We start from the raw sequence: 26,121 nt of genomic DNA, 5'->3' as shown, positions 1-26,121 counted from the left end.
CATATAGCTTGAGCATTTCCGGCAAAACCGCGTCACGGTTTGCGTCCGGCCATGTATAAAAACAAAAAATGGAGCGTTTCCGCCCTTTATCCCAAACGGAAACGTTCTCACGCAACCAGTACGAGTTCAGGGTGTCATTCATGACGACAGAATTATCCGCACTTCCCGTAGACCATCCCCGCGTAAGATTTGGCAAGGTTGGCGTTCTGCTTGTCAATCTTGGCACGCCGGATGGTACGGACTATTGGCCGATGCGCCGTTATCTGGCGGAATTTCTGAGCGACAAACGCGTGATCGAATGGTCGCGCCTCTACTGGTATCCGATCCTGTACGGCATCGTCCTCAACAAGCGCCCGCAGAAGGTCGGCAAGGCCTATGAGGCAATCTGGAACCGCGATCGCAACGAAAGCTATCTGCGCACCTATACTCGCAGCCAAGGCGAACTGATGGCACAGGCGCTGAAGGATTTGCCGAATGTCGTCGTTGACTGGGCCATGCGCTACGGCCAGCCTTCCATCGCCTCGAAAATCGACGCGCTGAAGGAGCAGGGATGCGAGAAAATCCTGCTATTCCCGCTCTATCCGCAATATGCCGCATCGACCACGGCGACGGTGAACGACAAGGCTTTCGAACATCTGATGAAGCTGCGCTGGCAGCCCGCCATCCGTACCGTTCCGCCCTATCATGACGATCCTGCCTATATCGAGGGGCTTGCCGCCTCCGTCAAAAACCATCTGGCAACGCTGGACTGGGAACCCGAGATGCTGATCACCTCCTTCCACGGCATTCCGCAATCCTACTTCAGGAAGGGCGATCCCTATTATTGCCACTGCCAGAAGACCGCCCGTCTGCTGAAGGACGCGCTGGGACGGACCGAGAAGAACTTCATGATCACCTTCCAGTCGCGTTTTGGGCCAGAAGAATGGCTGCAGCCCTATACCGACAAGACCATGGAAAAGCTGGCATCCGAGGGCATCAAACGCATCGCCGTCATGAACCCCGGTTTCGTATCGGATTGTCTTGAAACGCTGGAGGAAATTGCCGGTGAGGCCGGAGAAATCTTCCTGCATAATGGCGGCGAGAAATTCACCCACATCCCGTGTCTCAACGACAGCGTCGAGGGTATGACAGTTCTCGAAAAGGTTGTACGACAAGAGTTGCAAGGTTGGGTGTAATCTTGCCATAACGATGCGGGTGTACGATCCCAAAAGGTTGTGGTGCTGGAGGAGGAAGTGATGATTGCATTGGGCGGTTTCGATATCGTCGTCATAGCGGCGGTTGTTTTGGTCATTCTGGTGCTCTTTGCCGGCATCAAGACCGTACCGCAGGGACATCGCTACACGGTTGAACGGTTCGGGCGCTACACCCGCACACTCGAGCCGGGCCTCAACCTCATCGTGCCGTTCTTCGAAAGCATCGGTTCGAAGATGAATGTGATGGAGCAGGTTCTGCATATACCGACACAGGAAGTTATCACCCGCGATAATGCCAGTGTCTCAGCTGATGCCGTCACTTTCTATCAGGTCCTCAATGCCGCACAGGCCGCTTACCAGATCACCAATCTGGAAATGGCGATTGAAAACCTCACCATGACCAACATCCGCTCGGTAATGGGCTCGATGGATCTCGATGAGTTATTGTCGAACCGTGATGCCATCAACGATCGCCTGCTGCGCGTGGTTGACGAGGCGGTGGGACCATGGGGTATCAAGGTTACGCGCATCGAGATCAAGGATATCGCGCCGCCGAAAGATCTCGTCGATTCCATGGCAAGACAGATGAAGGCGGAGCGTGAAAAACGCGCGCAGGTGCTGGAGGCCGAGGGCGCCCGCAATGCTCAGATTCTGCGCGCAGAGGGCGCAAAACAATCTGCCATTCTCGAGGCGGAAGGCCAGCGCGAAGCGGCGTTTCGCGATGCCGAGGCCCGCGAGCGTCTGGCCGAGGCCGAAGCCAGCGCCACCCGCATGGTGTCGGAAGCCATCGCTGCCGGCAATGTCCACGCGATCAATTACTTCGTTGCCCAGAAATATACCGAAGCGCTCTCCAATATCGGCACCGCCAAAAACTCGAAAATCGTGTTGATGCCGATGGAGGCTTCTGCGTTGATCGGCTCGCTCGGCGGCATAGGGGCAATCGCCCGTGACGTTTTCGGCGACAAGGGCGATGCACCAACCGCGCCCGCCGTCCCCGCATCTTCCCGCTCGGTGCCGCCGTCGCGGCCTTCGGCCCAGGCCATCAACGTGACAATTCCCGGTAATCCCTTCGGCTCTTCATCGGAGAAGTGACGATGCTGCAACGGCTTGCCACGGAACTGGGACCATGGAGCTGGTGGATTGCCGGCTTCATTCTGCTGGCTGCCGAGTTGGTCGCTCCGGGCGTGTTTCTGATCTGGATTGGCATTGCCGCGCTGGTGATCGGCGCGCTCTCCCTGCTGCTCTGGGATGCTGCATTCTGGGCGTGGCAATTGCAACTGGTGCTGTTTGCCGCCCTCTCCATCGCCTTCGCCCTGCTTGGCAGGAAATATTTCGGCAAAAACCGTGAGGCAAGCGACGAACCCTTCCTCAATCAACGGGAAGCAAGCCTTGTTGGACGCACAGCGACCCTGCAGGAGCCAGTTGTCGAAGGACGCGGCCGCATAAGGCTGGACGATACCTGGTGGTCCGTTAACGGTGAGGACATGCCAGCCGGAACACGTGTCAGGATCGCAGCTGCGCGTGGCCGCACCCTGACAATAGAGCCGCTCGACCGCCCATAGCGATCAGGCTACACCGATTCTCAACAGATCGTGGAAATGCACCAGCCCTATCGGTCGGTTATCGTCATCAACGACGATCAGCGCACCGATATGGAATTTTTCCAGCGTCGCGAGAGCGCTGGTCGCCAGCACCGATTTTTTGACCGTTTTCGGAGTACGGGTCATAATGTCGTCCACCGTCAATTCCGCGAGGTTGCGCGACAGGTTGCGCGCCATATCGCCCTCGGTGACGATGCCACACAGACGGCCATCCTCGTCCAGAATACCGACGCAGCCGAAATGCTTGCGGGAAAGAACACTGACTGCTTCCGGCATGGAAGTTCCCTTGCCGACTAGCGGCACCCGGTCGCCGGTATGCATGATATCGCTGACCAGCGTAAGGCCCGCGCCCAGTTTGCCGCCGGGGTGAAACACCTTGAAATCACCGGCAGTGAAATTGCGTGCTTCCAGAAGCGCAACGGCAAGGGCATCGCCAAGTGCCAGCTGCATCAATGTGGAGGTGGTAGGCGCAAGACCGAGCGGGCAGGCTTCCTGTTCATTGGGAACCAGAAGCACGATATCGGCTGCCTTCGCCAGCGATGCACTCTCCGAACATGTAAGTGCAATCAGCGGGATGGAGAAACGGCGCGAATAGTTGATGATGCTACGCAGCTCTGAACTTTCACCGCCTTTGGAGATCGCCAGCACTACGTCATCACCGCCGATCATGCCCAGATCGCCGTGGTTGGCCTCTGCCGCATGCACGAAAAACGCAGGCGTTCCCGTGGAGGCGAAGGTGGCCGCGAGCTTGGCGCCTATGTGGCCGCTTTTACCGACACCGGTGATGATGAGGCGGCCATTAGACTGGCCGATCGTCTCGATCGCCTTGCAGAAAGGTTCGGAAAGCCCGTTCCTGAGGGCCTCTTCAAGAGCGGCAAGGCCAGCCCTCTCCATCGAAATCGTCCGCACGGCGGATTCAATCGCATTGTCTTCAACCAGTTTGACGGCTCTCGTAATCATGGCCGACTGTTACTATTTCAACCGGAATAAGTCCACTCTACAGCCGAAAATCGCCGCTCTTTAGTGGCGCAGGTTCGGCGGAGAAATCTCCTCCATCGTTCCCATCCGCTTGAAAGGGATGTTCTCTTCATCGACCAGATATCGCCCTACTGTCCTTATCCACGAGATAGAGCCGTCATCACGGCGCACGGCATATTCCTGATGGTAAAAGCTGGCGGCCTTGAGCGTCGTGAGCGCAGTTTCGATCACATGATTGCGATGGCCGATATCCACTTTTTCGAGCATCTGAAAAATGCTGATGCCCTGCATCGCCTGCCGCAAAGGAATGCCCAAGAGTTCAGCGCAGACTTCGTCTAGATAGAATCGGTCATTGGTAATATCCCAGCAATAAAAACCGACCTGCTTGACGTTCAAAACGGGATTCATGAAACGACGCTGTGACACAAAATAAAAATCAATTGGATTGCTAAAATAAAACGGATGAGTTCCACCCAATCATAGGGCGATTCCGTATCAAAATGAAACGTTTAAATCTGATCATATTCGAAATATTGGGCATCTCGGCAAATTTTCTTCAGTCGCGGTGCCGAAGCGGCCAGATCGAACGAGGAAGCCCCCCAGCTTTGCCGCAGCCACAGATGTGGTGAAATCGGGGAGGTCTTTATCAACTGTTAACCATAAAAATCCTATTGTTAAAGCGATATTAAAACTTGCGTCGCGTGTCTGGTCTCTTGGTCGTCCACTTCATCTGTCTGCCGCTCATTCGGCTTCAGGAAATGCTGAGACGAACTTTCGATCCGACATGGGCCAAATGCGCCGGGTGAAGAGGAATGATTGTGAAGGGCACCGCCACACGTCTGCCGACGTCGCGGAAAGCAGCAACCCTGCTGCTGCTTGCCTGTACGCTTCTCTACACCCCGGGAACTGTTTTCGCGCAAACAGCGGCCACGCGGCTGCCGGTCGCAGTTCCATCCGGCGATGCAACGCCGGCCGAGAACCCGACAACGACAACTGAAAACGAGGCAAGCACGGTGCGAGCAGCACCGCCACAGCAACTATGGCGCCCCTCGAATAATCCGGGCGACCCGATTTCCGAACAGCAGGAAGAAGCGGGCCAGCCTTATGCCGACGCGGAAAACCCATATGAGCCAACGGTAGACGGCGGTGAAAACCCGCAAAGAGCCACCGAACCCGGACAAACCCCCGGCATCCGGCTCGGTACATTCCTGCTGCGGCCCTCGATCAGCCAGACGATCAATACGGAAAAGCAGACGAACACCGGCGGCCCTTCCAGACGTAACTACCTGACGACGGGTATTCGCGGCACGCTAACCAGCGACTGGTCCCGCCATGCGCTGACTGTAACAGGCGATGGCGCCTGGGAGAAAAATTTCGGCAGCAAGAATGGTGAAGAGCCGAGGGCGCGGATAGAAGCCGATCTGCGCCTCGATCTCGGCGAAGAAACGACGGCTAATCTCAAGGCGGGTTACGAATTCAGTCGTGAAGGCACCACGGACCCCAACGCTTTGACCGGCGCTGCCGTGCAGGGCGGAGAACACCGTTTCACGACCGGCGCATCGATCCAACGGGATTTCGGCAAGCTGCGCGGGCTGGCTGCGCTCGATCTGTCGCGTACGGTCTACACGGATGCAAAGGGCATAAACGGCCAGCCGATCAGTCTTAGCGATCGCGACCAGAACGGCGCGAACCTGCGCGGCCGCATCGGCTACGAATTGTCACCGGCCCTGATCCCGTTCCTCGAATTGAACGCGGGAACGACCAAATATGACAGGCGCCTGGACAATACCGGTTACGCACGGTCCTCGAATTCCTACGGCGCCAAAATTGGAGCCGAGGTCGATCTTGGCGAGAAGACCCGCGGCGAGGCCGCCATCGGCTATCTACGCAAGCAATATGACGACGACCGCATCGCTTCCATCGGCGCGCTGACACTGGACGGCGAACTGAACTGGTCGCCGCAGCGCGGCACCAACGTCAATCTTGGCCTGCGCACGACGATAGAGGATTTCGCCGGCGGACCGCAGGGCGGCTGGATTTCCTATCGGCTGGATGCCGGGCTGACCCATGAGTTGCGCAGCAATCTAGTCGCGCGGCTGACCGGGCAGATCGTGCACCGGACATTTCCCTCCTCCGATATCGAGGATGCTGTGGAATACACCGCAGGCGCTGGCTTAACCTGGGGGCTGAACCGCTATCTCGATCTGACGGCGGACGTCAGTTATCAGTGGACGCCGATTTATGACAGCAACGAACTGCGCGTCGGCGCGGGTCTTGTCCTGAAACGATAACGTCGCCCCAAACAGAAATCCCGGCGCGAAGGCCGGGATCCCGTTGTCCAGTTGATAAATTACTTCAGTCCGTCGATAAGAGCCTTGATCGGCTCCTCGATTGCGGGGCGGATGTCAGAGCGTTCGAGCGCGAAAGCGACGTTGGCAAGAATGAAACCATCCTTGGCGCCGCAATCGAACGTCTGCCCGCGGAAATGATAGCCAGCGAATTCCTGCGACTTGGCAAGCGTCAACATGCCGTCCGTCAGCTGGATTTCGTTGCCGGCGCCCCGTTCCTGATTTTCCAGAATGTCGAAAATCTCAGGCTGAAGGATGTAGCGACCGTTGATGTAGAAATTCGAAGGTGCCGTACCCTTGGCAGGCTTCTCGACCATTTCAGTGATCTTGAAACCCTCGCCCACGGCGTTACCCACGCCGACGATGCCGTATTTATGCGTCTGATCGGGAGCACATTCCTGCACCGCGATGACGTTGCCGGCGGTCTGGTCATAAAGTTCGACCATGCCCTTGAGGCAGCTTTTCTGTGAATGCATGATCATATCAGGCAGCAGCACGGCGAAAGGCTCGTCGCCGACGATATCACGCGCACACCAGACCGCATGGCCAAGACCGAGCGGCACCTGCTGACGCGTGAAGCTTGCCGTGCCCGCCTTGGGCAGAAGGCCGGCAAGCAATGTCAGCTCGGCATTCTTGTTGCGCTCGCGCAGCATTTGTTCGAGTTCAAATTGAATATCAAAATAATCTTCAATCACCGCCTTGCCGCGGCCGGTGACAAATACAAAATGCTCGATGCCCGCTTCCGCCGCCTCGTCGACGACGTATTGAATGACCGGCTTGTCAACGACAGTGAGCATTTCTTTCGGAACCGCCTTGGTTGCGGGCAGGAAACGCGTACCCAGACCTGCGACCGGAAATACGGCCTTCCGAATTTTCTTATGTTCTACCACATATCCCTCCTGAGAGATAAAACTTGATCACAATCCCCGCACAGTGTTGTTATTTCAAAAATAACAACGTTTTGTAAAGGGTGACGCTACCATCTATTAATGGTAAAGAATTTGTTGACATTCTTTTGTTATGCATGACGACGCCCGATGCGTTTTCGCAATCGAAATGATATTCGAGAGAACGAAAGACTGACGATGACAAAGATGATCCTTTCAAATGTCCGCAAATTCGGCTGCATGATGGTTGCAGGTCTGGCGATCTCGCTGGCCCCCGTCTCGGCCCGGGCCGATGCTGGGTTCAAGCAGTGGATCAACCAGTTCTACGCAACAGCCGCGAAAGAAGGCATTAGCAAGGCGACGTACCAGAAAGCCTTTGCTGGTGTCAGCGAGCCGGATCCGGATGCGCTGCGAAAGGCGACCTTCCAGCCGGAATTCACCACCCAGATCTGGGATTATCTCGATTCCCGCGTCAACCCCTATACGGTGCGCATCGGCCGCGAGATGAAGATGAAGCACGCGACGACGCTCAACTGGATCGAGCGTAACTTCAACGTCGACAAACATATTATTCTCGCCATCTGGTCGATGGAATCGAATTACGGCGCGGTTCTCGAAAAGCCGGAGCGCCTGCACAATATTCCGCAGGCACTGGCCACGCTCGCCTATTCCGACCCCAAACGCGCCAAGTTCGCGCGCACGCAATTGATCGCCGCACTCAAAATCCTGCAGGCAGGCGATGTCACGCCCAAGCAGCTTACGGGTTCCTGGGCGGGTGCGATGGGCCATACCCAGTTCATTCCGACCAGCTACCTGCTCTATGCTGTCGATGCGGACGGCAACGGTAAGCGCGACATCTGGCACTCGGTTCCGGACGCGCTGGCGACGGCCGCCAATCTACTCGCCAAGAACGGCTGGGAACCCGGACGGACCTGGGGTTACGAAACAGCCGTGCCGCGTGGCGGCGCCCGTTATGAGGGGCAAACGAAGTCCATTGCGGAATGGACCAAGCTTGGCTTTGCCCGCCCGAACGGCAAGAATTTCACCCGCGGCTCCGATCGCGCCATGCTGAAACTGCAGGGTGGGGCAAATGGTCCAGGTTTCCTGATGATGAAAAACTTCTTCACCATCAAGAAATACAACGCATCCGACAGCTATGCGCTGGCCGTTGGCCTGCTTGCTGACGAGATCGCCGGTTATGGCGGCATGCAGCAGAAATGGCCGCGTCCGGACGGCACGCTGGATATTCGTGAAAAATTCGAACTCCAGACCCGCATGAAAGAACTTGGCTATTACGATGGCGAAGTCGATGGCAATTTCGGCTCCGGCTCGAAGGCGGCGATCAGCGCCATCCAGTCGCGCATGGGCCTCGAAACCGACGGTCAGCCGTCGCAGCGATTGCTGAGAGCACTGCGGAATTGATAATATGCCGGTGAATTCGGCGGCGGTCTTCAACGCCGCCGAAGCATCCGGAAGGATCGATGTCATGAGTAGGAAACCTGCGGCGAAAAGCACAAGTACGGGCTGGCGCATCTGCGCCATCATTCTTTGTGCTGTCTTGTGCACGCCGCTTGTCCCTTCGCAAACCTTCGCCCAGGAACAGCGACGCACCCTGTTCGAAATGCTGTTTGGCCGGCCCGTGGGCCGGGAGGACACGCCCGGCCGCGAATACCAGCCCCGCAGTCGCCGGGATTTCCCGGCTGCCCCGCGTGAAAAATCAGTCACCCGCCCGCAACCCGCAAGAAAAGCGCCTTCGGTGGTTCAGATGCGAACCATAAAACCGGAGCCGACCGCCAAGCTTGAAAATGCAAGGCGTGTTCTGGTCGTCGGTGATTTTCTGGCCGGTGGGATGGGGGAAGAATTGGTCAATGCCTTCGCCAGCTCTCCGGGAATTTCGGTCGATGTGCGCGCGAATGGTTCTTCGGGCCTCGTACGCACGGATTATTACGACTGGTTCGCCAATCTGCCGCAGTTCATAACCGAAACAAATCCCGCCAACATCGTCATCATGATGGGATCGAACGATCGCCAGCAGATGCAGATCGGCGATACCAGGGAAAAATTTGGCACCGATGTCTGGTTCAAGGAATATGAGCGGCGGATCGATGAACTTCTGACCCTTGCCGGCCGCCCGAAGGTGCCGCTGCTGTGGGTTGGCCTGCCGGCCTTCCAGTCAACCTCACTCTCGGCCGATCTCGTCGGCTTCAACCGGCTTTATCGCAGCCATATCGAAAAATTCGGCGGCGAATTCGTCGATGTCTGGGACGGCTTTGTCGACGAGGCCGGTAAATTTGTCATCACCGGCTACGACATGAACGGCCAGCAGGCCCGTCTGCGTGAGGCAGATGGCGTCGGCATGACGCAGGCCGGCAAACGCAAGCTTGCTTTTTACGTCGAGAAATTCGTGCGCAGGCACCTCGACAGCGCCGGACCGGACCTCGTGAAACTGGACGGCAGCAATTTGCCTGCACTCACCTCCCTGCCCGCGCTTGGCATCGACGCGGGACAGGTGCGCACCCAGCCGATCAGCCTGACCGATCCGAACCTCGATGGCGGTGACAAGCTGCTTGGCGATGTCCCTTCGACGACCGTATCGACACGTGTCTCGGTGGTGGAATCGCCACGCGAACGGCTGACCAAGCGGGGCGAGATGGCCGATGCACCGGCGGGTCGTATCGATGACTACCGGATTGTCCCGGATACTGCTCAGGCCAGACAGTAGCCACTTCTCCGCCGTCGCTAGGGCTCGAACCGGCGTAATGTTGAGGCAACCCGGCAATGGCAGGATAAATTCAGCTTTGCAGCAAATGCGGGGTCGGCCAATTGCCCTCCCCTGCCCGCGTCTTACTGCACGGTGATATTTATCCGATGCCCCCGCGCCCCTTCCTCTCCGGGAAGGCGTACGCCAGACACTGCCGAGAACAATTCATGCGCCTGCTGCTTGTTGAAGACGAACGCGAAATGGCAGCAGCCCTTTCCGCCGCCCTGCACCGGTTCGATATCATCGTGGACAATGTCGGCACGCTCGATCTTGCCCGGCATGCGATCATGGACGGTGTTCACGATCTTGTCGTACTCGACCGGCAATTGCCCGATGGCGATGGCATCCAGCTTATAGAAGATCTGCGTCTGCTGCCCGTCACACCGCCCGTCATCGTGTTGACAGCGCAAGGCACGCTTGCGGATCGGGTAAACGGCCTGAACCTTGGTGCGGACGATTATCTGGCCAAGCCCTTCGCTGTCGAGGAACTCCTTGCGCGCATCCGCGCCCTGATGCGCCGGCCAGCCGGCAGCGTGACGATGACGGCGAAACTGGGCAAGCTGGAATTTTGCTTCGAAACCCGCGAAGTCCGCATCAAGGGAGAGTTTATTCCTCTGACCAGACGCGAATTGCTGATCCTTGAAGCCCTGTTGCGTCGGCAGGGCAGAACGGTGCTGCGATCGGTACTGGAAGAGGCGGTTTATAATTTCGACGATGAAATCCAGTCGAATGCGCTTGATTCCCATATCTCCCGTCTGCGCCGCAAATTGCAGGCAGCGGATGCGGGTCTGGAGGTTCACGGTATTCGCGGCGTCGGTTATCTGCTGAGGGCGGCCTCATGAAATCGGCCGGAAGGAAATCGCTCAAGCGACGCCTGACCATTCAATTGCTGCTTTTCCAGATCGGCAGCCTTTTCATCGTCACTGCCGCCTTCGTCGCTTACCTGTCCAGCGGCGCCTCTGGCAGCGCCCTTCTCAGCCCGGCAGCGGCCCAGATTACAGCCAATGCCATCATGCGTGACAAGGATGGCCGGCTGATGCTTGACGAAACAAATGAATTTGTCGAGCTGCGCGACAGCATGCCCGGCTTCTGGTTCGTTGCAGTCAGCGAGAAAGGTGAGATCGTGCAGGGTGGGCCGGTGCCTGAGGCCTTTAGCAACATGGACCAACAGCTTAGCGACGTCAAAGTGTCGGACGTACGCGATGCGGCATTGTCCTACTCCTATCTTGCTGTCTTGCGAATCGCCGTCGTGCGTCGTGCATCGGGACCGGCGGGCGAATTCGTTATGGTCGGCAAGGGCGGAGCCTTCAGTATGGCATTCCCCGTCCTGCTGTTCTCCAACATACTGATCATGCCGATCCTTCTTATCATGTCCATTGTGACAATCGTGACCATTCCATGGATCATTCGTCGGGAATTTTTTGCACTTTCCGCTATTGCGCGAACGGCGGAAAGCATCGACATCGACAAGCGCGGATATCGATTGCCGGATGGCGATATTCCATGGGAGGTGCAGCCGCTCGTGCATGCCGTCAACGGCGCGCTGAAACGGCTGGACGATGGTTACGAGCGGCACAAGCGCTTCATTCTCGACGCCGCCCATGAATTGCGGACCCCTGTCGCCATTCTCCAGACCCGTGTCGAAACGTTGCTGGACGGACCGGACCGGAGCCGGATATTAGCCGATGCCAGCCGCATCGCCGTGCTTGCCGAACAGTTGCTCGATCTGCAACGACTTGGCGGGCAAAAGGCGCCGCTTATTCCACTAGATCTTGTTGGCCTCTGCCGGTCAGTCGTCGCTGATATGGCGCCGCTTGCAATCTCTCAAGGCTACGAACTTTCGTTCGAGCCGGACGAAGAGCCGATCCTTGCCCTTGCCGATGACGCCTCGCTGCAACGCGCCCTGATGAACGTCGTGCAAAACGCCATCGAACATGGCGGCAATCGCGGAACGATCACCATAAAAGTGGGGGCCAACCGCGTGATCGACATATCCGACGAAGGCAACGGAATTCCCGAAGAGGACCGGGAAGCCGTGTTTGACGCATTTCACCGGTTGATACCGAAGGATCGCGGTACCGGGCTCGGTCTCAATCTCGTGCAGGAAATCGTCCGCTACCATGGAGGCGAGATCAGCATCAGTGATTCCCCATCTGGCGGCGCCTCCTTCCGCATCAGCCTTCCCTATTGCTGAAACGAATCCTGTCTTCGGAAGCACGTAATGTCATTGCAATTCTCAGGCGCGATATGTTGCCCATCCCCCTGAATGCGAAACCTCCATCGCGTTTCAGTTCTCCAGTCAAACGAAAGGCCTGTTGTAAAATACAACAGGCCTTTTTGTTTTCGTTACGACGGCTTGCGCCGCATCAACTCGCTCAGCGCGGAAGGACGGTTGCGCCCATCAGCTCTTCGTCAATCGCACGTGCGGCCTGACGGCCTTCGCGGATTGCCCAGACCACCAGCGACTGGCCACGGCGAACGTCGCCCGCCGCCCACAGCTTGTCGACCGAGGTCTTGTAGTCCGTTTCGTTGGCGATCACGTTGGTGGAGCCGCGACGATCGGTGTTGAGCGACAGCTTGCCATCCATTTCCTTCAGCACGCTATCGGTGAAAGGACCGGAGAAACCGATGGCGATGAAGGCAAGATCAGCCTTGATGATGAATTCCGTACCGGCAATGGGCTTGCGCCGGTCGTCCACCTGACAGCACTTCACACCCGTCAAAACGCCGTCTTCACCGACGAATTCAAGCGTGGCAACCTGGAACTCGCGAACGGCACCTTCTGCCTGCGAAGAAGAGGTGCGCATTTTCGTTGCCCAGAAGGGCCATACGGCGAGCTTGTCTTCCTTTTCCGGCGGCATCGGGCGGATATCGAGCTGTGTGACTTTAACCGCACCCTGACGGAAGGCCGTGCCGACGCAGTCAGACGCCGTATCGCCACCGCCGACGACGACGACATGCTTGCCGCCGGCGAGGATCGGATCGGCCGGCCAGCCGATGCTGTCGATGTTTTCGCGGCCAACGCGGCGGTTCTGCTGCACGAGATAGGGCATTGCGTCGTAAACGCCATTGAAATCGGCGCCACCGATGCCGGCCGGGCGCGGGGTTTCCGAACCGCCGCAATAAAGAACCGCATCGTGATCAGCCAGAAGCGCTTCGACCGTTACATCCACGCCGACGTTGACGCCGCAATGGAAGGTAACACCTTCACCCTTGATCTGCTCGACACGGCGGTCGATGAAGTTCTTCTCCATCTTGAAATCCGGAATACCGTAACGCAGCAAACCGCCGGGCTTCGATTCACGCTCGTAAACGTGGACCTCATGACCAGCGCGGCCAAGCTGCTGCGCTGCCGCCATGCCGGAAGGACCGGAACCGATGATGGCGACCTTCTTGCCGGTGTGGATCGTCGCCGGCTTCGGCACGATAAAGCCCAGCTCGTAGGCCTTGTCGGCAATCGCCTGCTCGACGGTCTTGATGGCGACCGGCGCATCCTCAAGGTTCAGCGTGCAGGCTTCCTCGCAGGGTGCCGGACAGACGCGGCCGGTGAATTCCGGGAAGTTGTTGGTGGAATGGAGGTTGCGGATCGCCTCTTCCCAATTGTTGTTATAAACCAGATCGTTCCAGTCGGGGATCTGGTTGTGCACGGGACAGCCCGTCGGGCCGTGACAGTAGGGAATGCCGCAATCCATGCAGCGCGCCGCCTGCTTCTGCACCTCGGCATCCGACATCGGAATGGTGAATTCGCGGAAATGGCGGATACGGTCCGATGCGGGCTGATACTTGCCCACCTGCCGGTCGATCTCAAGAAAACCTGTAACCTTGCCCACGTTTATGTCCTCACATCAAAGCGGAGCGCCTGTCGGGCCCCAGTACCAGTAAGCGAAACCGAAAGCCGCCCCCAATACGATGAATTCAAATCCGGTCTCGCCGCTTGTCCAATAGATCACCATGGGAACGGCGACCGCGATCATCAGCGAGACCAGTTGGTGTAGTATCCTCACGCGGCGGATTATTCCGCCGCGACGCCCATGCGCATGCGCTCCATTTCCTCAAGCGCACGACGGTATTCGACCGGCATGACCTTGCGGAATTTCGGACGGAACTCGCTCCAGCGGTCGAGTATATCCTTGGCGCGTGCAGAGTTGGTGTAGTGGAAGTGATTGGAAATCAGCTGGTAGAGCCGCTCCTCGTCGTGACGCGTCATGTCCTCGGAGACGTCAACGCGTCCCTTGTGCATGAGGTCGCCACCGTGATGGTGCAGCTTCTCGAGCATGTCGTCCTCTTCCGGAACCGGCTCCAGCTCGACCATGGCCATGTTGCAGCGGGTGGCGAAATCGCCCTTCTCGTCGAGAACGTAAGCCACGCCACCGGACATGCCGGCCGCGAAGTTACGGCCCGTCTCGCCGAGCACCACGACAATACCGCCCGTCATATATTCGCAACCGTGGTCGCCGACACCTTCGACAACCGCGACCGCGCCGGAGTTGCGCACTGCAAAGCGCTCACCCGCAACACCGCGGAAATAGCACTCGCCGGTGATGGCGCCGTAAAGAACGGTGTTGCCGACAATGATCGAGTTTTCCGCGACGATACGGGTGTTTTCCGGCGGGCGCACGATGATGCGGCCACCCGAAAGACCCTTGCCGACATAGTCGTTGCCGTCACCTACCAGATCGAAGGTGATGCCGCGAGCGAGAAACGCCCCGAAGGACTGACCGGCCGTGCCGCGCAGCGTCACGTGGATCGTATCGTCCTTCAGACCCTTATGGCCCCAGCGCTTGGCAAGCGCGCCTGACAGCATGGCACCGGCGGAACGGTCGACGTTCTTGATCGGCACTTCGAAAACGACAGGCTCGCGGTTTTCCAGCGACGGTAGCGACTTCTCGATCAGCTTGCGATCGAGAATATCGTCGATCGGGTGCTTCTGACGCTCGGTCCAGAAAGTTGCCTCCTTGGGAGCCTCTACCTTGTGGAAGATGCGGCTGAAATCCAGACCCTTGGCCTTCCAGTGCGCCAGCATCTCATCCTTTTCGAGAAGTTCGGAAGCGCCGATGATCTCGTCCAGCTTGGTAACGCCAAGCGAGGCGAGGATTTCGCGCACTTCTTCAGCCACGAAGAAGAAGTAGTTGATGACGTGTTCCGGCGTGCCCTTGAAGCGCTTGCGCAGAACCGGGTCCTGCGTTGCGACGCCGACGGGGCAGGTGTTCAGATGGCACTTGCGCATCATGATGCAGCCCGCAGCAATCAGCGGCGCGGTGGCAAAGCCGAATTCATCCGCACCAAGCAGCGCGCCGATGATGACGTCGCGGCCGGTCTTCAGACCACCATCCACCTGCAGCGCGATGCGCGAACGAAGGCCGTTCAGCACCAGCGTCTGCTGGGTTTCGGCAAGGCCGATTTCCCAGGGCGAACCGGCATGCTTCAGCGACGTCAGCGGCGAAGCACCGGTGCCGCCATCGAAACCGGCGATGGTGATATGGTCGGCGCGCGCCTTGGCGACACCCGCCGCAACCGTGCCAACGCCCACTTCCGACACCAGCTTCACAGAAACATCTGCTTCCGGGTTGACGTTCTTCAGGTCGTAGATCAGCTGCGCCAGATCTTCGATGGAGTAGATATCGTGGTGTGGCGGCGGCGAAATGAGGCCGACGCCCGGCGTGGAGTGACGGGTCTTTGCAACCGTGGCATCCACCTTGTGGCCGGGCAGCTGGCCGCCTTCGCCGGGCTTGGCACCCTGCGCGACCTTGATCTGCAACATGTCGGCATTGACGAGATATTCCGTCGTCACACCAAAGCGGCCGGATGCGATCTGCTTGATGGCGGAACGCTCGGGGTTCGGCTTGCCGTTCAGAAGCGGCATGTAACGGTCGGATTCTTCGCCGCCTTCGCCGGTGTTGGACTTGCCGCCGATGCGGTTCATCGCAATCGCAAGCGTGGTATGCGCCTCGCGGCTGATCGAGCCGAAGGACATGGCGCCCGTCGAGAAGCGCTTGACGATATCGACCGCCGGTTCGACGTCGTCGATGGAAACCGGCTTGCGGCCGAGCGCTTCCGCCGATTTGACCTTGAAGAGGCCGCGAATGGTGTTCATGCGCAGCGCCGTCTCATTCACCATGGCGGCAAATTCACGGTAGCGCTCCTGGCTGTTGCCGCGCACGGCGTGTTGCAGCGAGGCGACGGCATCCGGCGTCCAGGCGTGGCTTTCGCCGCGCATGCGATAGGCATATTCGCCGCCGATATCGAGCGTGTTGGCGAGGATCGGATCCTTGCCGAAAGCCGCCGTGTGGCGCGTTACTGTTTCTTCGGCGATCTCGGTCAGACCCACGCCCTCGATGGAGGTGGCGGTGCCGAAGAAATACTTCTCGACGAATTCCGACGACAGGCCGATGGCGTCGAAAATCTGCGCGCCGCAATAGGACTGGTAGGTGGAAATGCCCATCTTGGACATGACCTTGAGGATGCCCTTACCCACCGCCTTGATGTAGCGATAGACGACTTCGTCGTCCGACACTTCCTTCGGGAAGGCGCCGTGCTTGTGCATGTCGAGCAGCGTGTCGAAGGCGAGGTAGGGGTTGATGGCCTCCGCGCCATAGCCAGCGAGCAGACAGAAATGATGGATTTCGCGCGGTTCGCCGGTTTCAACGACGAGGCCGACAGAGGTGCGCAGACCCTTGCGGATCAGGTGGTGATGCACAGCAGCCGTCGCCAGCAGCGCGGGGATCGCAATCCGGTCCGGGCCAAGCTGGCGGTCGGACAGAACGATGATGTTGTAACCACCGCGAACAGCGGATTCAGCCCGCTCGCACAGACGGTCGAGCATATCAGGCATGCCTTCGGCGCCGCGCTCCACATCATAGGTAAAGTCGAGCGTCTTGGTATCGAAACGGTCTTCGGTGTGGCCGATGGAGCGGATCTTTTCCAGATCGCCATTGGTGAGGATCGGCTGGCGCACTTCCAGACGCTTGGCACGGGCCGCACCCTCGTGATCGAGAAGGTTCGGGCGTGGGCCAATGAACGAAACGAGGCTCATCACCAGTTCTTCGCGGATCGGATCGATCGGCGGGTTGGTGACCTGCGCGAAGTTCTGCTTGAAATAGGTGTAAAGCAGCTTGGACTTGTCCGACATCGCCGAAATCGGCGTATCGGTACCCATCGAGCCGATGGCTTCCTGGCCCGTTGTTGCCATCGGCGACATCAGGAGCTTGGTATCTTCGCTGGTGTAACCGAAGGCCTGCTGGCGATCGAGCAACGACACGTCACGCCGCAGCGCCCGGGGCTCCACCGGCTTCAGATCCTCAAGAATGAGCTGGGTACGGTCTAGCCAGGTGCGATAGGGGTGCTTGGCAGCAAGCTCGTGCTTCACATCCTCGTCGGAAATGATCGAGCCCTTTTCCATGTCGATCAGCAGCATCTTGCCCGGCTGCAAGCGCCACTTCTTGATGATGCGTTCCTCCGGCACCGGCAGCGTACCGGCTTCGGATGCCATGATGACGCGGTCGTCGTCGGTGACGAGATAGCGCGCCGGGCGCAGACCGTTACGGTCGAGGGTTGCGCCGATCTGCTTGCCGTCGGTGAAGGCAACGGCGGCCGGGCCGTCCCACGGCTCCATAAGCGCGGCATGATATTCGTAGAAAGCCTTGCGTTCAGCCGACATGGACAGGTTGCCCGACCAGGCTTCCGGGATCAGCATCATCACGGCGTGGGCCATGGAGTAACCGCCGCGCACGAGGAATTCGAGCGCGTTGTCGAAGCAGGCGGTGTCCGACTGGCCTTCATAGGAAATCGGCCAGAGCTTGGAGATATCGTCACCGAACAGCGCCGACGAAACAGACGCCTGACGCGCCGCCATCCAGTTGACGTTGCCGCGCAGCGTGTTGATCTCGCCGTTATGGGCGACCATGCGATAGGGATGCGCGAGCTTCCAGGACGGGAAGGTGTTGGTGGAGAAACGCTGGTGCACCAGCGCAACCGCGGATTCGAAACGCGGGTCCGCCAGATCCTTGTAATAGGCTCCAACCTGATAGGCGAGGAACATGCCCTTGTAGACGATGGTGGAGGAGGACAGCGAGACGGGATAGAAATCCTGCGTTTCCTTACCGCCGCCCTCGTCGTAGATGCGGTTGGAGAGAACCTTGCGGATCAGGAACAGCTTGCGCTCGAAGTCATGATTGGTCGCGGCATCGCGGCCGGCGCCGATGAAAACCTGAACATGGTGCGGTTCGGTGCCAGCGATATCGGGTGCCTTGGAAAGGGAAGAATTATCGACTGGCACGTCGCGGAAGCCGAGGAACTGCTGTCCCTCCTCGCCGATCACGTCGACAATGACCTTCTTGTAGTGATCGATACGGGACGGATCGCGGGGCATGAAGATGTGGCCAACGGCATATTCGCCGGCCTTCGGCAGCGTCACACCCTGGCTCGCCATTTCCTCGCGGAAAAAGCGGTCGGGGATCTGCACGAGAATGCCCGCACCATCGCCCATCAGCGGATCAGCGCCGACAGCACCGCGATGCGTCAGGTTTTCAAGAATGAACAGGCCGTCCTTGACGATCTGGTGGGATTTCTGACCCTTCATATGGGCAACAAAGCCGACGCCGCAGGCATCGTGCTCATTGCGCGGATCGTAAAGACCCTGCTTTTCCGGCAGGCCGCCCGCGAAACGCCCCTTCGCAGAAACGGGTGCGGCCGCAGCCGCGGTGGGACAGTCTGTGGTCAGGGTTGCGGCGACGTTGTCTGCCTGCAGCTTGTTTGTCATTTTCGTCCCTCCTGCAAAATTACTTGCATGGTTTCATGCGAAGATCCGGCTCGACACGAATTTCGCTTTCCGAAAAATCCGCATTCAATCCGGCTCGACCAAATTTAGGACAGCAAAGCTGTCTCAATTCGAGAGAATTTTGGCAGAAACCCGCGGGTTTAGCAAGGGTGCGAATCCAATTAGTCGCAGTGCAGATTTGCAGCGAAGTTTCGATACTGACCCATTGCGCGAAACTTTCTTGTCACAAAACGCTTCGGGCCGTTGCTTTCATTGCCGGATTTGCCAACCGCGAGGTTAGGTCCTAGAACTTTGCGGTTCATCGTCAACGCATTCCCAACACCAGCACAACAGCCATCGGAAAGCTTTCAGAGATGTTTTTTGCCTCAGACAATTGGGCCGGTGCCCACCCTGCCATCAACGAGCGCCTTTCGCGGGAATCCACCCGATTTGCGGCTGCCTATGGCACCAGCGCCCTCGACCTTTCTATAGAAAAGCGCTTCAATGAAATATTCGAACGCGAAGTGGCGGTGTTTTTCGTCGCTACAGGTACGGCGGCCAATTCTCTTTCGCTGGCAAGCATTGCCCGCCCCGGCGGCCTGACCTTCTGTCATTCCGAAGCCCATGTGATCGAGGATGAATGTGGAGCGCCGGATTTCTTCTCCGGCATGCGCATGGTTGCCGTCGAGGGACCGAACGGCAAGATGCTGCCGGAAAATCTGATCGAGCGCATTTCGCGCTATCCGCAGGACGCCGTTCATCACGGACGTGCCGCAGCGGTTACGATGACACAGGCAACCGAGGCCGGTACTGTCTATACGCTCGATGAAATCGACGCGATTGCCAAAATCGCCAAGGAGAACGGCCTGCCGCTGCATATGGACGGCGCACGCTTTGCCAATGCGCTTGCCGCACTCGGCACCACGCCCGCCGAAATGACCTGGAAACGCGGCGTTGATGTGCTCTCTTTCGGTGGCACGAAAAACGGCTGCTGGTGCGCGGAAGCCATCGTGTTTTTCGACCCCGCGCTCGCCAAAGACTTCGCCTTCCTGCGCAAGCGCACCGCCCAGCTTTTTTCGAAGTCGCGCTTCATCGCCGCACAATTCGAAGCCTATCTGCAGGACGATCTCTGGTTGGGTCTCGCAAGCCACGCCAATGCCATGGCTAATCGGCTGCGCGCCGGCTTCGCCTCGCTTAACAGTGCCCGTCTGGCATGGCCGACCACTGCAAACGAGGTTTTCGCCATTCTGCCGAAGGCCGCCGCTGAAGCGGCAACGGAGAAAGGCGCGAAGTTCTACGACTGGCTGGTGCCCCGCGATATGCCGGAAAAGGTTGGAAAGGACGAGGTGCTGATCCGCATGGTCACCAGCTTCGCAACGACCGAGACTGATGTCGACGAATTCCTGTCGATCTGCGCCGCTGTCTGACAAAACATTCGGGGGCGCCGTGTCGTAACGGCGCCCTCAAACCTCCTGCAGCCGGTAGCCGACACCAGTTTCCGTAAGGATATAGCGCGGCTGATCCGGAATTTTTTCGATCTTCTGGCGAAGCTGGCGTACATAAACGCGCAAATATTGCACGTCGGTCAACTCGTCCCACACATGCTCCAGCAGGAAACGGTGCGTCAGCACCTTGCCCGCATGCTGGACCAGAACCCGCAGAATATCATATTCCTTGGGCGAGAGTTTCACCTCCCGGTCCTCCACCTTGACGATGCGTCTGACGAGATCGACCGAAAGATCGCCGGTATGAAACACCGGTCTCTCACCCTGGCTCTGAAGGCGATGGCGCAGGGCGACACGAATGCGGGCAACAAGCTCGTTCATGCCGAAAGGCTTGGTGATGTAATCGTCGGCACCCAGCTCCAGTGCCTTGACGATACCCGCCTCGTCAGTGCGGCTGGAAAGAATGATGACGGGTAGGGAAAGCCCCTCGCCCCGCCATTTCTCCAGAAGCTCGTGTCCCGACATATCCGGAAGACCGAGATCAAGGACCACGAGATCGGGCTTGTCCTCGTTCATCAACTCCATCGCGACGCGGGCATTCATCGCCTCGCTGACCGCATAGTCCTGCGTCGAGAGACCGACCCGCAAAAGTTTGCGGATCGGCGGTTCATCGTCGACGATCAGAATGCGAACGGCGGAATTGGTCATTGCCGATCTCCTTCAGCCCTAGTCATGATTCAGCACCGGCACTTCGGCGGGAACGGGCAGGCTTATGATAAATTGCGCGCCCGTGCGACCTGATCTGTTTTCAGCGCGAATAGATCCACCCATGGCCTCGATAAACCCCTTGCAGATGGATAACCCGAGGCCGGTCCCGGCCTGCACATGGTCCGCCTTGCGCACACGGTAGAAACTGTCGAACACCCGCTCGGTATCATCAGGGGGAATACCCGGCCCCTCGTCGGCAACGCACAGGAAGACATGTCTGCCCTGCCGCCACCCGCGAATCTGGATTACGGTTTGTTCGGGCGCGTATTTGGCGGCATTGTCGATCAGATTGAACAGAACCTGCTCAAAAAGCACCGGATCGACCTTCAGCATCGGCAGATCGGAGGGAATGTCCAGAACGATCTCGTGCCTGACAACGATTTTCGCCGCGCGTGAAAGCGCTGTTCCGACCATATCGCCAACAAAATGCAATCCGTAATTCGGCTCCATCGCGCCCGAACCGATCCTCGTCATATCGAGCAGGTTGGAAATGAAGCGGTTCAGCCGTTCGGATTCCTCGACGATGGTTAGAAGCAGTTCGGTGCGCGCCTCGAGCGGAATGTCGTCGGCGAAATCCTTCAGCGTTCCGGCGGAACCCAGAATGGCGGCGAGCGGCGTTTTCAGGTCGTGGGAGATGGAGGTCAAAAGCGCGGTGCGCAGCCGGTCGGTTTCCGCCGCAAGCCTTGCCCGATCGACATCCGAAACCAGCTGGATGCGCTCGATGGCAAGTGCCGCCTGATCCGCCAGCGCATCGAAAAGCCGCTGCTGCTCAGGTGTGAAAAGCGGGCCAAGCCGGTCGTCGTCCAGCCCCACCACCCCGACGGCGCCGCTGCCGGTGCGCAGCGGCAGATAAAGGCGTTTGGCACCCGGGAGCGTATCGGCACCCCGGCCTGCAGCCTTGTTGTGTTCCCAGGCCCAGTGTGCGGCCGCAATGTCAGCATCCACGAGCGTGTCATCGGGCGGATAGCCCGCCTTGACGGTGATCGAATTGTTTTCGGGCAGAAGCAGGACGACCCTGACTTTCAGCATCGACGCCATCTGGAACGCGGTTGCCCACAATACGTCATCCAGCGTGCCGGTAACCGCGAGTTTTTTGGAAAAAAGGTACAAATCTTCCGTGGTTCGCGCACGCATCCGTGCAGCTGCGGCCTGCCGCTGCACCGCCGCAGTCAGATTTGAGGCGACAAGCGCCACACCGAGATAGAACAGCAGCGCCACGACGCTTTCGGGATCGCGGACAGTCAGGGTATAACGCGGTTCAAGAAAGAAAAAATTGAACGCAAAGGCACCAAGCAGGGAAGCATATAGGCCAGGCCCCAGCCCTCCGCGCACGGCTGCCGCGAAAACCGCCATCAGGAACACCAGCGCCAGATTTTGAACATCAAGGGCTTGGTCAAGCACGATGCCGGCCACTATTGCCAGTCCGACAAACAGGGTGCTGTTGAGATAGGGCAGTATCGAAAACCGCGATTGAGCCGTTGCCGGTTTCACGGTCTGGACCGGCTTCTCCACGTTTTTGTCGCCGGAAATGACATGCACGCTGATATCGCCGGCATGGTCTATCAGATCATGCGTCAGCGAACGCTGCAGAATTCTCTGCCACCACGACCTTCTGGGACGGCCGATGATGATGTGGGTAAAGTTATTGGCGTTGGCATAAGATATGATTTCGTGCGTCAGGTCGAGCGCCGGCAGGGTTACTGTCTCGCCGCCCAACTGCTGCGCGAGCCGCATGGTGCCGGCCAGCCGATCCTTCTCCGCCTCCGACAATTGCTGAGAGCGAGGCGTGTCCAGATGCAGTGCCGTCCACGGCGCGCGCAGGCGATCGGCCTGCCTTCGGGCATAACGCACCAGACCGGGGCCGTTGCCGCCGTGGTCCAGACAGACTAGAACACGGTCTCCCGCAGCCCACGGCCCGGAGATGGCGTGCGACTGCATGTGGTTGAGCAATTGCTCGTCCACCCGCTGCGCTGTGCGCCGTAGCGCAAGCTCGCGCAGGGCCGTCAGATTGCCGCGCGAAAAATAGTTCTCGATGGCGCGCCGCGCGGTGCGGGGCATATAGACCTTGCCGTCCTGCAGGCGCTTGATCAGATCGTCGGGGGTGATATCGATGATCTCAACATCGTCAGCCCGGTCAATGATGCTGTCCGGCACCGTTTCGCGCACGCGGATACGGGTGATCTGCGCCACCACATCGTTCAGGCTTTCCACATGCTGAATGTTCAATGTCGTATAGACATCGATGCCCTGCGCGAGAATTTCCTGAACATCCATATAGCGCTTGGGATGCCGGCTGCCGGCCGCATTGGTGTGGGCCAGCTCATCGACCAGAACCAGCGCCGGTCGACGGGCAAGAATGGCGTCGAGATCCATCTCGTTCAGCGCCTGGCCGCGATAATCAATGTTCCGGCGCGCAATGATCTCGAAACCCTGCACAAGTGTTTCGGTTTCCTTGCGGCCATGCGTTTCCACGACACCGATAATGGTATCGACACCATCTGCGAGTTTTGCCCGGCCAGACATCAGCATTTCATAGGTCTTGCCGACACCGGGAGCTGCGCCCAGAAAAATCTTCAGCCGCCCTCGCGCCTCGCGCCGGGCGTTTTCAAGCAGCGCATCCGGCGATGGTCTGCTCGGCATATCACGATTATCGTCAGGCATTTAACCCACCAGTGGACAAGCTATGGCTTCCAAAGAAGCCATAGCCATTTCAGTTCATGAGCCGGCTGCGTCAAGAGCCATGTTGAGAGCCAGCACATTTACAACGGGCTCGCCCATGAAGCCCAATTCAGGCGCCTCCACATGGGCGTCGACGACGGCGCGCAGTGACGCTTCGTTCATGCCCCTTGCCTTGGCGACACGCGAGACCTGAAAATAGGCGGCCTCAGGCGACACATGCGGGTCAAGACCGCTGCCCGATGCCGTCACCAGATCAATGGGAACCTCGGCTGCCGGATTTTCGGCTTTAGCAGCCTCGTAGTCCTGCTTCACCCGGTCGATAAGCTTTGCGCTCGTCGGTCCCAGGTTGGAGCCGGAAGACGACGCGGCATTGTAGCCGTCGCCGGCAGCCGACGGCCTGCCGTGGAAATATTTCTCGCCGGTGAAGGCCTGCCCTATCAATTGCGACCCGACAACAGTCCCATTCTTCTCGATCAGACTGCCATTTGCCTGGAAGGGAAAGATAGCCTGTGCGAGGCCCGTCATTCCAAGAGGATAGGCAAGGCCGGTGATTGCGGTGGTGGCAAGGATCAGCACCAGTGCGGGACGTAGCTGTTTCAACATTTCCATACTCCTCAGGCGAGACCAAGCGCCGTAATGGCGAGGTCAATGGCCTTGATGCCGATGAAGGGCACGATGATGCCGCCCAGACCATAGATGACGAGATTGCGCGACAGCAGCGCCCCGGCCCCGATCGGGCGGTATTTGACGCCCTTCAGCGAGAGCGGGATGAGCGCGATGATGATGAGCGCGTTGAAGATGATGGCAGACAGGATCGCACTTTGCGGTGTCGAAAGACCCATGACATTCAGCACGCCAAGCTGCGGATAGAAGGCCAGGAACATTGCCGGGATGATGGCGAAATATTTGGCGATGTCGTTGGCGATGGAGAATGTGGTGAGCGCGCCGCGCGTCATCAGCAATTGCTTGCCGATTTCGACGATTTCGATGAGCTTCGTCGGATCGCTGTCGAGATCGACCATGTTGCCAGCCTCGCGCGCTGCGACCGTGCCGGTGTTCATGGCGACACCCACATCGGCCTGCGCCAGTGCGGGCGCATCGTTCGTGCCGTCACCGCACATGGCGACGAGCTTGCCCTTGGCCTGTTCCTCGCGGATAAGCTCCAGCTTGTTTTCCGGGGTCGCCTGGGCGAGGAAATCGTCCACCCCTGCTTCCGCCGCGATGGCAGCGGCCGTCATGGGATTGTCGCCGGTGATCATCACCGTGCGGATGCCCATGCGGCGAAGTTCGGCGAAACGCTCGCGAATGCCGCCCTTGACGATATCCTTCAGCTGCACGACGCCGAGCAGCTTACCGTCGCGCACGACGGCAAGCGGTGTGCCGCCTGTCTTGGCTATCTCTTCCGCGATCGTGCGGATGTCGCGCGTTACATCCGTTTCGGTTTTAACGGCAAGCGCCGTATTGCCTTGCTGCGTAACACCCCCATCGACATAGGAAAGAACGGCATCGACAGCCCCCTTGCGAATGGAAGAGCCTTCGAAATCCACACCGCTCATGCGGGTCTGGGCGGTGAAGGGCACGAAAGTGGCGTGCAGTTTCTGCATGTCGCGGGCACGGATGCCGTATTTTTCCTTGGCGAGAACGACGATGGAACGGCCTTCCGGCGTTTCGTCGGCAAGCGATGCAAGCTGCGCCGCATCGGCCAGTTCCTGTTCGGAAACACCGGTGACGGGGCGGAATTCGGTTGCCTGGCGGTTGCCGAGCGTTATCGTGCCGGTCTTGTCGAGCAGCAGCGTGTCGACGTCGCCGGCGGCTTCCACCGCGCGGCCGGACATGGCAAGCACGTTGAAACGCACCAGCCTGTCCATGCCGGCAATGCCGATCGCCGACAAGAGAGCGCCGATGGTCGTCGGGATGAGCGTCACGAACAGCGCCACCAGCACGATGATCGGGATGGAGCCACCGGCATAGGCCGCAAAGCTCGGAATGGTCGCGGTGGCCAGAACGAAGATGAGCGTCATGCCCGCAAGCAGAATGTTGAGCGCGATTTCGTTCGGCGTCTTCTGGCGCTCGGCGCCTTCAACGAGCGAAATCATCCGGTCGAGGAAGGTGGAGCCGGCAGCAGCGGTGATGCGAACCCTTATCCAGTCCGACAGCACCTGCGTACCACCGGTGACGGCCGAGCGATCGCCGCCGGATTCGCGGATAACAGGGGCGGATTCGCCCGTTATTGCCGCTTCATTGACTGAGGCAACACCTTCGATGACTTCACCGTCGGACGGAATGATGTCGCCAGCCTCGACGAGAACGACATCGTTCACCTTGAGGCCAGCGCCAGCTACCATCGTGTATTGGCTACGATCATCACCTGTCAGAAGTTTCGCCTGGGTTTCCGTGCGGGTTTTCCGCAGCGAATCCGCCTGCGCCTTGCCGCGCCCTTCGGCTACGGCCTCGGCAAAATTGGCGAAGAGAACGGTGAACCAAAGCCACAGATTGATCTGGAAGGAAAAGCCGAGATTTGCATTGCCGATGATGAGATCGCGAACGAACAGCACGGTTGTCAGCACCGATACCGTTGCCACGACGAACATGACCGGATTGCGCGCAAGCGTGCGCGGATTGAGCTTTTTGAATGCGTCGGCAATTGCCGGAACGAGAATGCGAGAATCAAGGATGCTCGCTTGTTTGGACTGGCTCATGAAGAGA

19 protein-coding genes are annotated in these 26,121 nt (G+C 58.7%); 9 read left to right on the top strand and 10 right to left on the bottom strand.

The window, feature by feature from the left end; all coding sequences use genetic code 11:
• The first annotated feature begins 140 nt into the window (after window positions 1-140).
• From hemH to ACZ5A6_RS14860, 3 genes are read left to right on the top strand one after another with little or no spacing between them, the layout of a single operon-like run.
• Window positions 141-1,175, top strand: a complete 1,035-nt coding sequence (hemH, locus tag ACZ5A6_RS14870; protein WP_003511450.1) for a ferrochelatase — start codon at window positions 141-143, stop codon at window positions 1,173-1,175.
• A gap of 60 nt (window positions 1,176-1,235) precedes the next feature.
• Complete coding sequence (locus ACZ5A6_RS14865) at window positions 1,236-2,285, top strand: SPFH domain-containing protein (protein ID WP_003511451.1); 1,050 nt, start codon at window positions 1,236-1,238, stop codon at window positions 2,283-2,285.
• A gap of 2 nt (window positions 2,286-2,287) precedes the next feature.
• Complete coding sequence (locus ACZ5A6_RS14860; RefSeq protein ID WP_003511454.1) at window positions 2,288-2,755, top strand: NfeD family protein; 468 nt, start codon at window positions 2,288-2,290, stop codon at window positions 2,753-2,755.
• Window positions 2,756-2,758: 3 nt separating this feature from the next.
• On the opposite strand, the gene ACZ5A6_RS14855 is transcribed toward ACZ5A6_RS14860, so the two are convergent.
• Both ACZ5A6_RS14855 and ACZ5A6_RS14850 read right to left on the bottom strand, forming a co-directional pair.
• Window positions 2,759-3,754, bottom strand: coding sequence for a KpsF/GutQ family sugar-phosphate isomerase (locus ACZ5A6_RS14855; protein WP_013761856.1), 996 nt, complete (start codon window positions 3,752-3,754; stop codon window positions 2,759-2,761).
• A gap of 60 nt (window positions 3,755-3,814) precedes the next feature.
• Window positions 3,815-4,180, bottom strand: coding sequence for a PAS domain-containing protein (locus ACZ5A6_RS14850; protein ID WP_013761857.1), 366 nt, complete (start codon window positions 4,178-4,180; stop codon window positions 3,815-3,817).
• A 404-nt stretch (window positions 4,181-4,584) separates the two neighbouring features.
• Between ACZ5A6_RS14850 and uppP the strand changes: the two genes are divergently transcribed.
• The gene (uppP, locus tag ACZ5A6_RS14845) at window positions 4,585-6,063 is read left to right on the top strand and encodes a polysaccharide biosynthesis protein UppP (protein WP_065660457.1); all 1,479 of its coding nucleotides are present in this window, start codon (window positions 4,585-4,587) and stop codon (window positions 6,061-6,063) included.
• A gap of 59 nt (window positions 6,064-6,122) precedes the next feature.
• Here uppP and galU read toward each other — a convergent pair whose 3' ends face one another.
• Entirely contained in the window at window positions 6,123-7,010 is an 888-nt protein-coding gene (gene galU / locus ACZ5A6_RS14840; protein WP_025595371.1) for a UTP--glucose-1-phosphate uridylyltransferase GalU, read from the bottom strand.
• Window positions 7,011-7,205: 195 nt separating this feature from the next.
• Between galU and ACZ5A6_RS14835 the strand changes: the two genes are divergently transcribed.
• From ACZ5A6_RS14835 to ACZ5A6_RS14820, 4 genes are all read left to right on the top strand, one after another.
• A complete protein-coding gene (locus ACZ5A6_RS14835) occupies window positions 7,206-8,429 on the top strand; it encodes a lytic murein transglycosylase (RefSeq protein ID WP_003511460.1) in 1,224 nt (407 codons plus the stop codon).
• 64 nt (window positions 8,430-8,493) lie between these two features.
• A complete protein-coding gene (locus ACZ5A6_RS14830) occupies window positions 8,494-9,729 on the top strand; it encodes an SGNH/GDSL hydrolase family protein (protein ID WP_112292098.1) in 1,236 nt (411 codons plus the stop codon).
• A gap of 206 nt (window positions 9,730-9,935) precedes the next feature.
• Window positions 9,936-10,610 carry a response regulator transcription factor gene (locus tag ACZ5A6_RS14825; RefSeq protein WP_003511462.1) on the top strand — a complete coding sequence of 225 codons (675 nt, stop codon included), beginning with the start codon at window positions 9,936-9,938 and terminating at the stop codon, window positions 10,608-10,610.
• The gene (locus tag ACZ5A6_RS14820; protein WP_019564928.1) at window positions 10,607-11,962 is read left to right on the top strand and encodes a sensor histidine kinase; all 1,356 of its coding nucleotides are present in this window, start codon (window positions 10,607-10,609) and stop codon (window positions 11,960-11,962) included. Before ACZ5A6_RS14825 ends, ACZ5A6_RS14820 begins: the two co-directional genes overlap by 4 nt.
• A gap of 181 nt (window positions 11,963-12,143) precedes the next feature.
• Here ACZ5A6_RS14820 and ACZ5A6_RS14815 read toward each other — a convergent pair whose 3' ends face one another.
• The 3 genes from ACZ5A6_RS14815 to gltB are packed head-to-tail and all read right to left on the bottom strand — an operon-like array spanning window position 12,144 to window position 18,526.
• Complete coding sequence (locus ACZ5A6_RS14815) at window positions 12,144-13,598, bottom strand: glutamate synthase subunit beta (protein ID WP_003511464.1); 1,455 nt, start codon at window positions 13,596-13,598, stop codon at window positions 12,144-12,146.
• A 15-nt stretch (window positions 13,599-13,613) separates the two neighbouring features.
• Entirely contained in the window at window positions 13,614-13,772 is a 159-nt protein-coding gene (locus tag ACZ5A6_RS14810; RefSeq protein WP_155846257.1) for a hypothetical protein, read from the bottom strand.
• Between the two features lie 8 nt (window positions 13,773-13,780).
• Window positions 13,781-18,526, bottom strand: a complete 4,746-nt coding sequence (gltB, locus tag ACZ5A6_RS14805; RefSeq protein WP_038494278.1) for a glutamate synthase large subunit — start codon at window positions 18,524-18,526, stop codon at window positions 13,781-13,783.
• A 371-nt stretch (window positions 18,527-18,897) separates the two neighbouring features.
• Between gltB and ACZ5A6_RS14800 the strand changes: the two genes are divergently transcribed.
• Window positions 18,898-19,950: a threonine aldolase family protein gene (locus ACZ5A6_RS14800; protein WP_003511467.1), complete on the top strand. Its 1,053-nt coding sequence runs from the start codon at window positions 18,898-18,900 to the stop codon at window positions 19,948-19,950.
• A 36-nt stretch (window positions 19,951-19,986) separates the two neighbouring features.
• On the opposite strand, the gene ACZ5A6_RS14795 is transcribed toward ACZ5A6_RS14800, so the two are convergent.
• From ACZ5A6_RS14795 to kdpB, 4 genes are read right to left on the bottom strand one after another with little or no spacing between them, the layout of a single operon-like run.
• A complete protein-coding gene (locus ACZ5A6_RS14795; protein ID WP_003511468.1) occupies window positions 19,987-20,676 on the bottom strand; it encodes a response regulator transcription factor in 690 nt (229 codons plus the stop codon).
• 18 nt (window positions 20,677-20,694) lie between these two features.
• On the bottom strand, window positions 20,695-23,397 hold the full coding sequence (locus ACZ5A6_RS14790) for a DUF4118 domain-containing protein (RefSeq protein ID WP_112291821.1): 2,703 nt from the start codon (window positions 23,395-23,397) through the stop codon (window positions 20,695-20,697).
• A 54-nt stretch (window positions 23,398-23,451) separates the two neighbouring features.
• On the bottom strand, window positions 23,452-24,018 hold the full coding sequence (gene kdpC / locus ACZ5A6_RS14785) for a potassium-transporting ATPase subunit KdpC (protein ID WP_112292097.1): 567 nt from the start codon (window positions 24,016-24,018) through the stop codon (window positions 23,452-23,454).
• An 11-nt stretch (window positions 24,019-24,029) separates the two neighbouring features.
• Entirely contained in the window at window positions 24,030-26,114 is a 2,085-nt protein-coding gene (kdpB, locus tag ACZ5A6_RS14780) for a potassium-transporting ATPase subunit KdpB (protein ID WP_035199695.1), read from the bottom strand.
• Between the last annotated feature and the right edge of the window lie 7 nt (window positions 26,115-26,121).

The organism is Agrobacterium sp. 6Ca8 (genome assembly GCF_055382765.1).
The sequence above is the reverse complement of the archived record's forward strand: the minus strand, read 5'-3'. Positions and strand labels throughout refer to the sequence as shown.